This is a genomic window from Massilia aurea (assembly GCF_014200505.1).
Classification (GTDB): Bacteria; Pseudomonadota; Gammaproteobacteria; order Burkholderiales; family Burkholderiaceae_D; genus Telluria; species Telluria aurea_B.
Genome location: NZ_JACHBX010000002.1, coordinates 187,889 through 202,505, shown reverse-complemented (window position 1 = coordinate 202,505; position 14,617 = coordinate 187,889). Strand labels below are relative to the sequence as shown.

Genomic DNA, 14,617 nt, shown 5'->3' with positions numbered 1-14,617 from the left:
AGAACAGGACACTGACATGAGCAAACAACTTCAAGACGCATACATCGTCGCAGCGACCCGCACCCCGATTGGCAAGGCGCCGCGCGGCATGTTCAACAAGACCCGCCCGGACGACCTCCTGGTGCACGCGATCCGCGGCGCCATGGCGGCCGTGCCGAACCTGGACCCGGCGTTGATCATCGATGCGATCATCGGCTGCTCGTTCCCGGAAGCCGAGCAGGGCTTCAACATCGCCCGTAACTCGGTGGTGCTGGCTGGCCTGCCGAACACGGTGGGCGGCGTGACGGTCAACCGTTACTGTGCGTCGGGCATTACCGCACTGGCGATGGCTGCTGACCGCATCCGCGTGGGCGAAGCCGATGTGATGATCGCCGGCGGCGTCGAATCGATGTCGATGGTGCCGATGATGGGCCACCACCCGTCGATCAATATGGACACGTTCAAGGACGAGAACGTGGGCCTGGCCTACGGCATGGGCCTGACGGCCGAGAACGTCGCGAACCAGTGGAAGATCTCGCGCGAAGACCAGGATGCCTTCGGCCTGGAATCGCACCGCCGCGCGATCGCTGCGCAGCAGGCCGGCCACTTCAAGGACGAGATCACGCCGGTCGAGGTCATCACCCGCACGCCGAACCTGGCCACCGGCCAGATCGACGTCAAGACCCGCACGGTCGACACCGACGAAGGCCCGCGCGCCGACGCCAGCATGGAAAGCATGGGCAAACTCAAGCCCGTGTTTGCCGCCAAGGGTTCGGTCACCGCCGCCACGTCGTCGCAGATGTCGGATGGCGCCGGCGCCCTGATCGTCGTCAGCGAAAAAATCCTGCGCGAGCACAACCTGACGCCGCTGGCCAAGTTCTCGTCGTTCGCCGTGCGCGGCGTGCCGCCGGAAATCATGGGCATCGGTCCGAAGTTTGCGATTCCTGCAGCGCTGGCCGCCGCCGGCATCACGCAGGACCAGCTGGACTGGATCGAACTGAACGAAGCCTTCGCCGCGCAGGCGCTGGCCGTGATCCGCGACCTGGGCCTGGACACCAGCAAGGTCAACCCGCTGGGCGGCGCGATCGCCCTGGGTCACCCGCTGGGCGCGACCGGTGCAATCCGCGCCGCGACCGTCGTGCACGCGCTGCGTCGCAATAACCTGAAGTACGGCATGGTGACGATGTGCGTCGGCGCCGGCATGGGCGCTGCGGGCATCATCGAACGCGTCTAAGACGAGCAGGGCGGCGCGATGTGCGACCGCCAGCGATCACCGCGTGGGCGGGAGACCCGCCCACCCTACGTCAACGGTAGGGTGGGCGGTTTTCCCGCCCACGCGTCCAACTAGCCCAAGAATCAACGGGAGACACTCACCATGACCATCCTCACCACCACCGCCGACGGCATCCTCACGATCACCTTCAACCGCCTCGAACGCAAGAACGCGATCACCGGCACGATGTACCAGACGATGGCCGACGCCCTGCGCGCCGCCGAGCAGGACACAACGGTCCGCGCAATCCTGATCACCGGCCAGCCCGAAATCTTCACCGCCGGTAACGACCTCGACGATTTCCTGAACAATACCGGCGAAGGCGCGATGACGCCGGAGCGTCCGGTGTTCCAGTTCATGCTGGCGCTGGAAGGCTGCACCAAACCGGTGGTCGCGGCCGTGGCCGGCGCCGCCGTCGGCATCGGCACCACGCTCCTGATGCATTGCGACCTGGTCTACGCGGCCGACAACGCCAAATTCTCGATGCCGTTCTCGCAGCTGGGCCTGTGTCCTGAATTTGCCTCGTCGCTGCTGGTCGCGCAGTCGGCCGGCTACACGCGCGCCGCTGAAAAGCTGATGCTGGGCGAGCCGTTCCTGGCCCAGGAAGCGCTGGAGATGGGCATCGTCGCGCGCGTGCTGCCGGCAGCGGAACTGCTCGCGTTCGCGCAGGCGCAGGCGGCCAAACTGGTCAAGCTGCCCCCAGCCTCGATCCGCAGCACCAAGGCGCTGATGCGCCGCGCGCGCACCGCGCACGTCCGGGACACCATCGCGGCTGAAAACGAGCAGTTCAGCGCGATGCTGGGCGGCGCCGAAGCGAAGGAAGCCTTCACGGCGTTCTTCGAGAAGCGCAAGCCGGATTTCAGCAAGTTCGATTAAAGGCAAGGCGGCACCGGGGCGCACCCCCACTGCCGTTCGCCGGTATCATGTGCCGAACCGTGCCCGCCACCGATGACGATGTCCATGGGGCGGGCGCTCGCTAAAAAAAGGGTGATATGAGAACGACGGAAAATACTGCGGTCGCCGAGTTGGCGTTTGAACTTGGCAAGGTAACGCGCAGAGCAATCGATGGCAGTTATGGCAAGGCCGATCCGGTCGAATTGTCGCGGGTGGCCAATGCGCTGCTCGAAGCAGGCCAGGAAAAAATCCTGAATGATGTGCTGCTGGTGTTTGTCGCCGGCTTCGAAGAGGGCGACCCGCCGGAACGGCGTGCCGATCCCGAAAATCGCTGAAAACAGCTGATCGTGCGCTGGCAGCAACGCCTGTCAGCGCACGATCAGCACCGCGCGCACGCTGGGATCCAGCGCCGTGCGCTCGACATAGCCAATCATCCCCGGGTTCTCGGCGATCATCCTGCGCATGGCGGCATTGCCATCGACTTCGGCCGGTGGCTGGCCGCGGCCAGTGAAGATCAGTCTGGCCCAGTGCGCCTTCACGAGCGCCGGGGTGCGGTGCGTGACCTTGCTGTAGAACTCGTCACGCAGCGGCGAACCAAGGTCCTGGTCGATGGGCACCACTTCGCTGCCATTCGGGAAGCGGTTGGTCTGGAACAGGAAGATCTCGGCGACCTGGTCGGCACTGAGCATACTGATGTTGCTGCGCGCCGAGACGATCACGGCCAGCTCCGCTGCCGGGGCAGCGCCGGGCGCCAGCGCAAGGGCAGGGCCCAGGCACAGGGCCAGCAACAGTGTGGAAAGCGAACGGTTCATCATGGTCAGAAAACGACGTCCATGCCAAGGCTGATGACGTTGAACGCCTGGCCGGAACGGAACCCCGGCTGAACGTTGATCAGGGTGCCGATCGAGCCGCCACGCGGCTTGACGCGGTCAAACTGCCCCTTGAGGGCAATGTTCGGCGCGACGTCCCAGCGCACGCCGACGCTGGCCGTATCCTGCACGCCGATCTGGCGCAGCTGGTCATTCAATGCATTGTTCAAGAAGCCCGCCACTGCCGCCGCTTCGGGCGGCAAACCGTCCAGCGGCAGCCCGGCCGTTTGCGTGGCGAGGTTGGCGACCAGGCGCGCATAGGTGACATAGGGCGCCACATTGCCGAAGCGCCGGCCTGCCGACAGATACGAGGCGGTCTGGTCGCCCAGGAGCGAGCCGGTGTTGATGCGCCCGCTCTCGCCGGTGATGAACCAGTTGCCCGGATCGTAGTTGAAGCCGGCGCTGAACACGCGCACATGGCGCTTGGCGATGTCGTAGCGGTCTGCCAGCGCCTCGCCCGGCGGGCCGAAGGCGCGCAAGCCGTCGAACAGCGCTTCCGCGCCCGGCACCACCAGCAGCGCCTGGGCCGCCGTGAAGCGCACGGTCAATGCGCCAGCGGTCGCGCTCTCGGTGAGGCCGACGATGTTGCGGGCCTTGCCGGTGAGGTCCTTGTTCAGGCGCGCGGCCGCATGGCCAAGCGACAGTGTGGTCTCGTGCTTGACCTGCCCGGTATGCCAGCGGTACGAAGCGTCGACGCCGTCGCTGTAGGAAATCGGTATCAGGCTGTACAGTTCGACGGGGGTGCGCATCCAGGGCAGGGCGTAGCCGACCTTGCGATAGTCGGCGGCCAGGAACAGCGGCAGCGCAATGCGTCCGGCGCGCAGCGACAGCTCCGGCGTGGCCTGGAACTTCACATTGGCCCAGGTAAGGTAGGTCTTGTACGAATTCTCGATGCTTTTTTCCTGCGTCGCCTGAACCACTGCCGACCAGCGCTTGTCGAACCGGACATCGAGCTGCGCACCGGCGCGGCTGTCCACGTCGAACGCCCACGCTTTGGAGTAGCCCGCCTGGCCAGGCGAGTTGGGGTTGACCGTGTAGTCGCCATAGTCTTGCGTGGCATGGACGGCGGCGACGGTGCCGAACCCGGTCACCTTCCACGTTGCCTGCGCGCGCGCATCGCCCTGCGGCCAGGCCAGCAGGCTCAGCAGCAGGGCGACGGGGGCGACGCCACGCGCCGCCGGGGTAGTCAATATGAATGGCATGACGTCGTCATTGTACTGCGCTCAGGATAGTCCCATCTGCGCCGTGCCTGGCGTGTCGAGCCGGAAGATGCGCACGATCTGCGCCAGACCGTGGGCCCGCTGCTGCAGCGAATCGGCCGCGGCGGCGGTCTTGCTGACCATTTGCGTATTGTGCTGCAACGACCTGTCCATGGCGCCAATGGCGTCGGCCACCGCCTCCACACGCACGGCCTGATCGTCGCCAGCCGCGCTGATCCGGCCGACCATGCCAGTCACGTCGGTCACGCTTTGCACGATGTTGTCCATCGTGCGTCCGGCTTCCTGGGCCAGCGCGCTGCCGGCGCTGACCTGGCGCACCGATTCCTCGATCAGGCCCTTGATTTCGCGGGCGGCCGCGCCCGAGCGCTGGGCCAGTTGCCGCACTTCGGCAGCGACGACCGCGAAACCGCGTCCCTGTTCGCCGGCACGGGCGGCTTCCACCGCAGCGTTGAGGGCCAGGATATTGGTCTGAAACGCGATGCCGTCGATGACGGCGGTGATCTCGGCGATCTGGCGCGACGACGTGTCGATCAGGCCCATGCGCTCGACGACCGCACTGACCTGGCGCCCGCCGACGACGGCAATCCCCGACGCCTGCGTCGCCAGCGCATTGGCTTGCCGGGCGTGCCCGGCATTGGCGCGGATAATGTCGCCCAGTTCGTCGATGGAGGCGGCGGCGCGGCCAAAGGCCTCGGTCTGGTCCCGCGAGTGTTCGAACAGCAGCGCGCTGCCTTCGGCAATGTCGCTGGCCGCGCCGCGGGTGGTCTCGACCGTGTCGCGCACCTGGCCAATTGCCGTTTGCAGCGTGTGCAGCACGTCGCGCAGGGCGCGGCCGCTGCTGCTGGTCACCGGCGCCAGCGAGCGCAGGTCGATGATCCCGTGCTGGGCCTGCAGCATCGACACGCTGGCGCGCAGTTCGGCCGAGCGCAGCGCTTCGCGTTGCAGTACCAGCGCGATGTAGCACAGCACCATTGTTTCAACGATGACGTAGCCGGCGTGGATGAAGACGATCGCCAGTCCTGGCCGGGTCAGGCAAATGACGCCGTAGCCGAGCTCTTGCAGGTAATTGAAGCTGAAGTGGTGCACGGCGGTCAGGCCTGCCGCGAACAGGATCACGCGCCAGTCGCGGTAGCAGAGCAGGATCGCCAGCGAGACGAAGATCCCGAAGTGCAGTTCTTCCCGGCCGTTACCTTGATGAATGTGCAGCGCGCACATGGCCATCAGCGCGCCGGCATTGACGAGCCGGCTCGTGAGCGTGCCGCTGGCCAGGAACGTGACGCCGCTTGCGATGGCCACGATCGGCAGGCCGACGAAGAGCGACCATTTCATGGTGTCATGCATGCCGGTCAATGCCAGCGAAAAGCCCAGCATCGCCCACAGCACGATGATGAGCAAGCGGTCGGCATGGCGGTAGACAGGCAGCAGGTTGGGTTGGGTCGGCATCAGAGTCTCGTAGGGTGATTTTTCACCATTTAACCTGAAAAATATAGATTCAGAGAAACTGTTGGCGACGTTCAATATCTTTCCTTATTGAACGTCGTCCGGATCGCGCGCTTTCTTGCCACTCTTGTATCTACTGGCAGACCGGAGATCGGTAAATTTGATGAGAAAAGTGAGAAAGTGTGAGTAATTTCCAAACGGAAATTTGGCAGAACCTGCAGTATTGACATGCCTGACTGCCGCATCGTGCAAATCGGCCAGAAGTTATGGCAATTCGTACAGACATGGCAGCCAGTGTCGTAATCAGGTGCTACGCGACTGCGCCGTAGCGTGCCTTGGCATTGCCACGACGACGGCGCACGGCAACCAGCAAGCCACCGACGGTCGCAAACATGGCCAGCATGCCAGGCTCGGGCACTTCTTCCGCGTCCAGCTGCGCCGCGGCAAAGCCTTGCAGGGCCAACGCTGTCGCCACATTGATGCCAAGGTCGCGGGCGACGTAATCGCCCGCGCCCAGCGAGCGTGGATCGAGGCCGGTGACGTTGCCGAAGATGGTCAGCGCTTCCAGGTAGTAGCCATAGTTGCTGCCGTGGTAGGAGTCCGGCGCCCACAGATTGATCTGGCCAGCGCCAATGCCGTCGTACGGGTTGGCATCGGCCAGGCCGCCTGCGATGGCCTGGCTCCAGGCCTGACCCACGGGAATCACGCCATTGATGATGCTTGAGGCCGAATCGGCGGCGTCGTAGCCGGCGCGCACGTCCTGCGCCATTGCGTAGATCGACTTGCCAAACCACGGGCTATTGGCGTTCTTGTACGTCAGGTCGGCGCGCGACCAGGTCGACGTCAGGCGCACGTCGACATCCGGATTCTGTTCGCGAAACGCATTGGCCAGCAGGCCGGAATAGCGGATCAGCGTTTCCGGGTTGCCCGGCTTGGCGCCGTCGAGCGTGCTGTAGCTTTGCAGCAGCACCATGTCGAACGGCTTCACGATCGTGTTGAAGCGGTTGTTGTAGTGAAAATCCAGGCCCGAGCCGGGCTCGGTTTCCAGGCTGACCTGGTAATCCAGGCCGGCCTGCATCGTCATGGCCTTGAACAGTGCCGGTACGCCACCGATGCCCAGGCCGTTCAGGTCGGTCACGGTATCGGGACGGTAGTTCTGCACGAGTGGCGGCTTGGCGCCGGCCGGATCGCCATAGGTAAAGCTGTTGCCGACGAAGAGGATCGTCGTGGCGGAGGCGGGCAGGGCCAGGCCGCCCAGTGCGACTGCGGCGAAGAGTGCCGTGCCGGAACGGCGCAGGCTGCAAGGAATGGTCATCAAAGTCTCCAGTGTGTTTTTTAGTTGGTGTTCAAAATTAAGCAAGTCGCATGCCGACGACAGATATTACTGAATAATCAGTCAGTTATAGATGCCTGCTGCATACGACGCGGCCATGGTGTAAAGCAGGCCGACACCGCACGTCGCTGTCGATAAACCCGCCTTCATGTGGCGCTGACGTCACACTCCTGTAATTTCTCGCGTCGTTTTGTAAAGTTTTGCAAGCAAGCACCGCGCATTTCCCGCGCCTGGCAGCGTCAGGGTGCCCCGTTTGTAAAGAAGTGTGAGCAACAGCGGTGGGTGAGCAACCAACAATTCAATGAAATCATGAGGTTATGCGTTTCCTGGCAGCTGGTAGTCGCCCGCTGGCGCCGCTGCTAGCATGAATCATCGATAACACGAGGACATTCATGCAACAGTTCAAAACGCTCCCGCACCGTTTGTCGTGCGCACCGTTGGCAGCCATCGACGCAGCCATCGACGCAGGTAGCGCAGCATGGCTGTGACCCTCGCCAGCGCGCCGGTTGCCGGCAATTCCAGGCGCGACGTTGTCCTCGGCATGGCGTTTGTCGGCCTGCTGTTCTTTATCCTGGGCTTTGTCACCTGGCTCAATGGCTCACTGGTTCCCTTTTTGAAGATTGTCTGCGGCCTGAACAATTTCCAGGCCCTGTGGGTGACCTTCGCGTTCTACATTGCCTACACGGCCATGGCCCTGCCATCGGCTGCGGTGCTGGTACGCACCGGCTACAAGAAGGGCATGACGATCGGTCTTGGCATCATGTGCGTGGGCGCACTGCTGTTCATCCCGGCCGCGCAAAGCGCGCGCTACGAATTGTTCCTGGTGGCGCTGTTCACACTTGCCAGCGGCATGACGCTGATGCAGACCGCCATCAATCCCTACATCGTCTGCCTTGGCCCGCGCGAGAGCGCCGCCATGCGTATCAGCATCATGGGCCTGTTCAACAAGGGCGCCGGCGTGGTGGTGCCGCTCGTGTTCTCGACACTGATGCTGGCCGACATCGACAGCTTCTCGCACACGGCGCTCGAAGCGCTCGACCCGGTCGCCCGCAGCGCTGCGCGGGCCGGTCTGTCCGAACGCTTGGTGCTGCCGTATATCTGCATGGCCGCGCTGCTGTTCGTGATCATGGTGTTCATCCATTTTTCGAACCTGCGCGATATCGAGCCCGAGGCCGACACGCCCGAGGCTGGCGTCGAGCGCACCGGCGTGCTGCAGTTCCCGCAACTGGTGCTGGGCGCGATGGCGCTGTTTGCCTACGTTGGCGTGGAAGTCATCGCGGGCGACACCATCGGCCTGTATGGGCATGAACTGAACGTGGCCAATTTCGGCGTACTGACGTCCTACACGATGATGTGCATGGTGCTCGGCTACCTGATTGGTGTGGTGGCGATTCCGCGCTACCTGTCGCAACAGCGCGCCTTGCTGCTGTCGGCCGTGGCCGGCCTGCTGCTGACGATCGGCGTGGCCACCGGCTCGCCCACCGACAGCGGCGTCTCGCAAGCCCTGATTGGCTGGGCCGGCGTGCCAACGGTGCCCGACACGGTCATGTACCTGGCGCTGCTGGGCCTGGCCAACGCCATGGTATGGCCGGCCATCTGGCCGCTAGCACTGCAGGGCCTGGGCCGCTACACGGCAAGCGGCTCGGCGCTGCTGGTCATGGCGATTTCCGGCGGCGCGGTGCTGCCGCTGCTGTACGGCCACTTCGCCGACCTGAACACCTCGCGCAGTGCCTACTGGATGCTGTTGCCGTGCTACGGCCTGATCCTCTGGTACGCGGCCTACGGCCACAAGATCCGCCGCTGGCGCAATCCGGGCGCATCCGCCCGACCTTGATTTCCACCCCACAGGACTTGTCCGCACGGCGCTGCTGCGCGGTCCATCGTTTTTCATTTCATACCAGGAGCACCGGATGTCTCTACTGAAACCACATACAACGCTGATCAGTGCGGCTGTCGCCAGCGCCTGCATCGCCATGCCGGCCCTGGCGCAGGACACGCCCCCGGCGGCGACGCCCCGCCAAAACACCGGTGAAGCGATCGCCGAGGTGCGGGTGACGGCCACCCGCCATTCGACCTCGCTCTTGCGCACCCCGGTGTCGGTGACCGCCGTCGGCCAGGAAGAACTGACCCGCAAGGGCATCACCGACGTGCGCGGCCTGAGTGGCGAAGTGCCCAACCTGCAGCTGGGCAGTGCGACCGATGGCAGCTCGGGCGTGAAGATTTCGGTGCGCGGCGTGAGCAGCAACGACTTTACCGAGATCGGCAATCCGGCGGTCAGCCTGAACGTCGACGGCATCTACACGCCGCGCCCGCAATCGGCGCTGGCGCTGCTGTTCGACCTGGAGCAGGTCGAAGTGCTGCGTGGCCCGCAGGGCACGCTGTTCGGCCGCAATGCGACGGGCGGCAGCATCAACATCATCCCGAACAAGCCGCAATTCAATTCGACCGAAGGCAATGCCGGCCTCACGCTCGGGCGCTACAACCTGCGCCAGGTGACGGCCGTGCAGAACATCCCGGTCAGCGACACCTTCGCGATGCGCGCCACGATGATGGTCATCAAGCGCGACAGCTACCTGAACCAGGAGCAGGATTTCTACGCCGCGAACTTCCCGGAATTCGGCGTGACCCCGGCGCGCGATGCGGCCGGCAACGTCATTCCCGATGTCGACCAGCGCTACAACCGCAAGGTCGGCGCCAGCGATGCCTACGGCAACAAGGACGAATGGGCGGCGCGCCTGCAGGGCCGCTGGAAGATCCGCAACGATCTCGAATGGCTCGGTGCCTACGAGCGCTACACCAACAAGGGCGCCGGCGACATCGCGCTCAAGGATTGCACGATGGCGGCCGGCACGGCCCATGCCTGCCCGGGCGGGCAGTGGGACGTCAAGATCAACCGGCCGGGTGAACTCGACTGGAACATCGACACCTTCCGCAACCGCCTGACCTGGAGCGTGAACGACCACACGACCGTCGAATACAACGTGTCGTACTCGGAGCAAAACCGCCGCCAGATCCGCGACGGCGACTCGGGCTACCAGCCACTGGCCGAAGACATCAATATCTACGGCGGCTTCGTCAACGATTCGGCCGGCTTTACCAATTCGTCCAAGTTCAAGACCACGGTCCAGGAACTGCAGCTGCGCGGCGAGCAGGGCAATCTGCGCTACGTCACCGGCCTGTTCTGGATGCACGAAAAGAACGCGATCGAGTTCGGCGAAGACTCGATCTCGGCGATGGTCAACGCACCGGGCGCGCCGTACTACGCGCTGTACGACCAGACCGACCGCCAGTCCGAATCGATGGCCGCCTTCGGCCAGGTCGACTGGGCCTTCGCGCCGAAATGGAACCTGACGGTCGGCGGGCGCATGACGCGCGACGAGCGCGAAGACAAGAACGGCAAGTTCTACGACTCGGGCACCACGGGCGATCCGTACTCGTACTTCCAGGGCCAGTACACGCCGATTCCGGGCCGCTTCTTCAACAGCAGCGACCTCAAACCCGGCATGGGTTCGTACTACGGCGTGGCCGGCATGGCCGGCATCACGCCTGACGTGAGCAGCAACCGCGATTCGTGGAACAAGTTCACCTGGCGCCTGGGCCTGAGCTACCAGGTCACGCCGGACGACTTCGTGTTCGGTTCGCTCTCGACCGGCTACAAGGCCGGCGGCTTCAGCGACAAGCAGAACATCTGCGCACGCGGCCTGGGCGGCAACTGCGCCGACCGCGAGCCGGGCCCGCACTACACCTTCCTGCCATGGAAGCCTGAAACGCTGACCAATTTCGAGGTCGGCTACAAGGGCCGCATGCTGGACAACCGCCTGTCGTTCTCGGCCACCGCCTTCCATAGCCGCTACAAGGACATGCAGATGACGGGCGCGGTCGAGATGGGCAAGATCATCCCGGCGATCCCGTGCACTGCGGCCAATCCATCGTGCGATTCGGCAGTGTTGTACGGCACCACAAATGCGGCCGAAGCGAAGATCTCAGGCCTGGAACTGGAAGGCAAATACCGTCCATGGGCGGGCGCCGAAGTCAATTTCCAGTACTCGCACCTGCGCGCCAAGGTGGTGTCGTACCCGGATTACACGCAGACCTGGCGTGACGTGCCGTGCGGCCCGTTCCGCGCTACTTACGGCGTCGAGCCGTGCGTGCGCTACACGGGACCGAACCAGGCGCTGGTTGGGCGCTTCCCGGCGAACGTGGTGGGGAATGATTTGCCAAACGCGCCGCGCAATTCGGCCCGGATCGAAGTCTCGCAGCGCTTCATGCTGGCCGGCGACTACGAACTCACGCCGCGTCTGTCGGCGCGCTGGCAGGACAAGATGTACTTCAGCATCCAGAACCTGGACAACCCCAAGGTCGGCAATCAGCAGAACGCCTACGCGACCTATGATGCGTCGCTGCGCTTGACCGCACCAGGCGGCAACTGGCGCGCCGAGGTCTACGTGAACAACCTGAACGACGTGCTTGCCAAGAACAATGCGCGCATCGTCGACCCGGGGTATGTCATTGGCCAGTACAACGAGCCGCGCATGTTCGGTGTGCGCGTGGGTGTGGACTGGTAAAGCAAGTTGTCAGCAGTGTGTCCTTCAGGAGAATGCGATGCGTGGTGCGAACAATGGTCTGGGTAGTGTAGCGACGGCGCTGGTAGGCGCCGGCATGATGGTGCTGGCCGGTTGTGGTGGTACTGCCACCGATGGCGGCGCCGCAGGGGACGTGTCGCGGCAGTTGTCGGCGGCGCCCGTCGCCGTGGCTGCTGCATCGCCGTGGCCCGTCTGGTCGGGCTGGGATTTTCCGTACAATGAACCGCCGCTCGCCAGCGCGCCGGCCGTGGCGTTCGGTGTCTCGCAACTGACGCAGTCGGCCACGCAGACCGTGTTCCGCGGCGCGCATGCGCTGCCGGCGGGGAGCGTGCAGAACTATCGGCTGGGCGTGTTCATCCACCACGATGTGTTCTACTACCAGGCCGATGCGAGCGCCGTCATTAACGCCGACGGCACGTTCACACTGACCCTGCCACGTTCGGTGGGCAGCGCCGACCGCGCCGTGCTGGTGCTGCACCCGGCGTCCTACGATCCACTGTCGGGCCCCAACTGCAATGCGGTCGGTGGCTTTTGCAGCGGCCAGATCACGGGCACGACCAAGCTGTCGCTGCCGATCGATCCGGCGGCGGTCACGGCCTACACCGCCGCTTACTTCCCGGCGCCGGCAACATCCGCCAACGCCCAGATCGCCGCACTGCAGCGCATGATGAATACGCCGCAGGTCACTGGCGGACCGTATGGTGCGGGGCGCCTGATCCGCAGCTTCCACGACATGGATTCGGCCTTCCTGTACGACCAGGCGCTGGCCGTGATCGCCTTCAGCCTGGCCGGCGAGCAGACCAGCGCCGAGCAGATCATCAACGCGCTGGCCAGGTCGCAGACAGCGTCCGGCGCCTGGGTGTTTGCCTATCTGGCCGATGGCGCCGACGCCAATCCCGGCGTGGACATGCGCATCGCCGGCGCCAACGCCTGGTTCGGCATGGCACTCAACGCCTACCAGAAAGCCTTTGGCAGCACGAAGTACCTGGCCATGTCGACGCGCCTGCACGACTACCTGCGCGCAGAAACCGTGGCCGTGACGATCAATGGCGTGGGCCGCCGCGGCCTGCGCTTTGCGCCGACCAACTACGTGGCGGGCCGCACCGGCATCTTCGCGCTGGAGCACCAGCTCGATGCCTACGCCAGCCTGCACCAGTACCACGCGCTCAATGGCGGCAGCCAGTACCTGACCGCGGCCACGCAGTTGCGGCAGATGGCCGAAAGCCTGTGGAACGGCACGCGCTTTTTGGGCGGCTACGACGCCAATACCGGCACGCTCAATACCGGCGAGCGCTATCTCGACACGTATTCGTGGTCGGTGCTGGCGCTGGGGAACACGGGCAGCGCCGGACAGAACTTCGCCGCCGCACTGCCAGGGATGTGCGACTATTTCAATACCGCCGGGCGCCTGGACTACCCGTCGCGCAAGGTGACTGGCATCGTTGGCTTCTACGACGTCATCTACGACAACGTGCCGTCCAGCGCGCCGTTCGTCTGGAGCGAAGGCAGCCTGGGCGCGATCATGGCGATGCGCCAGGGCGCGCCCACCATGGGGTGCGCGGGCAACGGGGCCAGTCAGATGCTCGAGTCGCTGAACTACATGGTCGACAAGCTGGGCAGCATGCCGTACGCAACGCGCAATACCAATGCGGACTTCACCAGTTCGGGCAGCGTGGCAGGCACCGCCTGGTTGTACTACGCGAACCGGAACAAGAATCCGTACGCGCATTACTGAGAAGGGCAGGTCGATGCACTTTGCCGGATGGATGCTGTGCGCACTCTTGACCCTGGTGGCGCCGTTCGCGCACGCCGGCACGCTCGTGATCGAGAGCTGGCGCGTGGACGACAAGGCGCTGTGGGAAAAGGTGCTGATCCCCGCGTTCCAGCGCAGCCATCCCGGCATCGACGTGAAGTTCGCGCCCACCGCGCCCACCGACTACGATGGCCGCCTTGCGGCGCGCCTGGCCGACGGCAGCGCCGGTGACCTGGTCGCGTGCCGGCCATTCGACGCATCCTTGAGCCTCTATGCGCAGGGGCATCTGGAGCGCCTGGATGGCAAACCGGGGATGCAGTATTTCGAGCCGGGCGCGATGGTGGCCTGGCAGACGGCCGGCGGCAAGGAAGCTTTCTGCATGCCGGTGGCGTCGGTGATCCACGGCTTCATGTACAACAAGGCGATCTTCAGAAAATACGACCTGCAGGCGCCGCGCACGGTGGAAGAATTCTTTCGCGTGCTCGATGTGCTGAAGAAGAACGGCGTCGCGCCGCTGGCGCTCGGCATGGCCGATGGCTGGGAAGCGAGCCAGCTGGTATTTACCAATATCGGGCCGAATTTCTGGCGCGGCGAAGCCGGTCAGAAGGCGCTGGCCGACGGGCGCGCGCGCCTGACCGATCCGCCGTTCGTCGACGCGCTGCGCTTTGGCGCGCGCATGGGCGCCTATCTGCCCGCGGGCGCTGCCACGCAAACCTATGGCCAGAGCCAGGCGATGTTCGCCACGGGCCGCGCCGCGATCTATCCGGCCGGGTCCTGGGATATCGCGCGTTTCAGCAGCGCGCCCGGACTGGAGCTGGGCGTGTTTGCCGCGCCGGTCAAAAAACGCGGCGACGCCTGCTTTATCTCGGACCACATGGACCTGGGGCTGGGCGTGAACCGCGCATCGAAGAACAAGCAGGACGCTTTCAAGTTCCTGGCCTGGGTCGGCTCGCAGGAATTTGCCGACATCTACAGCAACCGGCTGACCGGCTTTTTCACGCTGTCGAATCACCTGATTGCGATGCGCGATCCGGTCGCCAAGCAGATGGTCGAGTGGCGCAACAGCTGCGCGTCGACCGTCCGTCTGAATGCGCAGGTGCTGCATCGCGGACAACCCAGCATGGAAAGCGTGCTATGGCGCGTCAACGCCGACGTGCTGAAAGGGACGCTGGCGCCGGAACCCGCGGCGGCCAGGCTGCAACGTGATTTCGACCGGTGGTACAAGCCCCCGCAACCCTGAACGACGAACCCACTTTTGGCTGGATTGGAGACA

At 64.6% G+C, this 14,617-nt stretch carries 11 protein-coding genes; 7 read left to right on the top strand and 4 right to left on the bottom strand.

The annotated features are described in order from the left end of the window. Positions 1-16: 16 nt before the first annotated feature. The 3 genes from HD842_RS10245 to HD842_RS10235 all read left to right on the top strand — a co-directional run bounded on the left by HD842_RS10245 (position 17) and on the right by HD842_RS10235 (position 2,481). On the top strand, positions 17-1,213 hold the full coding sequence (locus HD842_RS10245) for an acetyl-CoA C-acyltransferase (protein WP_183554062.1): 1,197 nt from the start codon (positions 17-19) through the stop codon (positions 1,211-1,213). A 141-nt stretch (positions 1,214-1,354) separates the two neighbouring features. After that, the gene (locus HD842_RS10240) at positions 1,355-2,128 is read left to right on the top strand and encodes an enoyl-CoA hydratase (RefSeq protein ID WP_183554060.1); all 774 of its coding nucleotides are present in this window, start codon (positions 1,355-1,357) and stop codon (positions 2,126-2,128) included. Positions 2,129-2,244: 116 nt separating this feature from the next. Then, positions 2,245-2,481, top strand: coding sequence for a hypothetical protein (locus HD842_RS10235; RefSeq protein ID WP_183554058.1), 237 nt, complete (start codon positions 2,245-2,247; stop codon positions 2,479-2,481). A 33-nt stretch (positions 2,482-2,514) separates the two neighbouring features. Here the strand turns inward: HD842_RS10235 and HD842_RS10230 are convergent, their stop codons facing one another. From HD842_RS10230 to HD842_RS10215, 4 genes are all read right to left on the bottom strand, one after another. Then, entirely contained in the window at positions 2,515-2,958 is a 444-nt protein-coding gene (locus HD842_RS10230) for a phosphate ABC transporter substrate-binding protein (protein WP_221290443.1), read from the bottom strand. 5 nt (positions 2,959-2,963) lie between these two features. Continuing rightward, positions 2,964-4,217: a hypothetical protein gene (locus HD842_RS10225; protein WP_183554054.1), complete on the bottom strand. Its 1,254-nt coding sequence runs from the start codon at positions 4,215-4,217 to the stop codon at positions 2,964-2,966. A gap of 21 nt (positions 4,218-4,238) precedes the next feature. Continuing rightward, positions 4,239-5,678, bottom strand: a complete 1,440-nt coding sequence (locus HD842_RS10220) for a methyl-accepting chemotaxis protein (protein WP_183554052.1) — start codon at positions 5,676-5,678, stop codon at positions 4,239-4,241. A gap of 307 nt (positions 5,679-5,985) precedes the next feature. Next, positions 5,986-6,990 (bottom strand): PEP-CTERM sorting domain-containing protein, encoded by a 1,005-nt coding sequence (locus tag HD842_RS10215; RefSeq protein WP_183554050.1) that lies wholly within the window; start codon positions 6,988-6,990, stop codon positions 5,986-5,988. Between the two features lie 496 nt (positions 6,991-7,486). Between HD842_RS10215 and HD842_RS10210 the strand changes: the two genes are divergently transcribed. From HD842_RS10210 to HD842_RS10195, 4 genes are all read left to right on the top strand, one after another. Beyond that, a complete protein-coding gene (locus HD842_RS10210; RefSeq protein ID WP_183554048.1) occupies positions 7,487-8,842 on the top strand; it encodes a sugar MFS transporter in 1,356 nt (451 codons plus the stop codon). A 76-nt stretch (positions 8,843-8,918) separates the two neighbouring features. Then, complete coding sequence (locus tag HD842_RS10205) at positions 8,919-11,573, top strand: TonB-dependent receptor (protein WP_229424710.1); 2,655 nt, start codon at positions 8,919-8,921, stop codon at positions 11,571-11,573. Between the two features lie 37 nt (positions 11,574-11,610). Next, the gene (locus HD842_RS10200) at positions 11,611-13,326 is read left to right on the top strand and encodes a hypothetical protein (RefSeq protein ID WP_183554046.1); all 1,716 of its coding nucleotides are present in this window, start codon (positions 11,611-11,613) and stop codon (positions 13,324-13,326) included. A 13-nt stretch (positions 13,327-13,339) separates the two neighbouring features. After that, positions 13,340-14,584 carry an ABC transporter substrate-binding protein gene (locus HD842_RS10195; RefSeq protein WP_229424709.1) on the top strand — a complete coding sequence of 415 codons (1,245 nt, stop codon included), beginning with the start codon at positions 13,340-13,342 and terminating at the stop codon, positions 14,582-14,584. Positions 14,585-14,617: the final 33 nt, after the last annotated feature.